We start from the raw sequence: 600 nt of genomic DNA, 5'->3' as shown, positions 1-600 counted from the left end.
AGGCCACGAGAAGCTGCGCTAATCCTTACAGCTGTCGGATCTCGCGATAGATTGGGGCGCACAGTTATTAGGATTCTACTAAAAATATCGAATTTATTCTTCAACCCGAGTTAAAATCATCCACCCATACATTTCTTTAATAGATTCAAAAGGAATTTTTTCATCATGTGGTAAAAACATCAATTGATCAGCTTCAAAATAGAAATAAGCATACATAAATCTATTTTTTCTTTTACGAGAAGAAACAGAATATTTAATTCTATAATGACTTTCAAAAATACACCATTCATTAATAATAAATTGCTCTTTTCTAGTAGACTTAGGTGTGATTACATTCACAACAAAAGAATCTTTATAATAGGAAAACTCAGGCTTAAATATAAGCGTGTCATTATCAACTATTAACTCTCTCGTATTAGTCCATTTTGTTCCTATTAAATCATTTTGTGTATAACTAAGTTGAGCTATTAGACACAAAATCATCAATGATATAATTTTTCTCATTATTCACTTATTTGTTTTAGTTCTCCTATTTCGATTTTTACTATAAGTTTTGTTGTTCCCCAGCTAACGCTAGATTATTCTCGTGGTAGTATGAAT

1 protein-coding gene is annotated in these 600 nt (G+C 30.3%); it reads right to left on the bottom strand.

The annotated features are described in order from the left end of the window. Positions 1-93: 93 nt before the first annotated feature. On the bottom strand, positions 94-504 hold the full coding sequence (locus C6368_RS17085) for a hypothetical protein (RefSeq protein ID WP_107040422.1): 411 nt from the start codon (positions 502-504) through the stop codon (positions 94-96). Between the last annotated feature and the right edge of the window lie 96 nt (positions 505-600).

The organism is Brumimicrobium mesophilum, assembly GCF_003025005.1.
Classification (GTDB): Bacteria; Bacteroidota; Bacteroidia; order Flavobacteriales_D; family Crocinitomicaceae; genus Brumimicrobium; species Brumimicrobium mesophilum.
The sequence above is the reverse complement of the archived record's forward strand: the minus strand, read 5'-3'. Positions and strand labels throughout refer to the sequence as shown.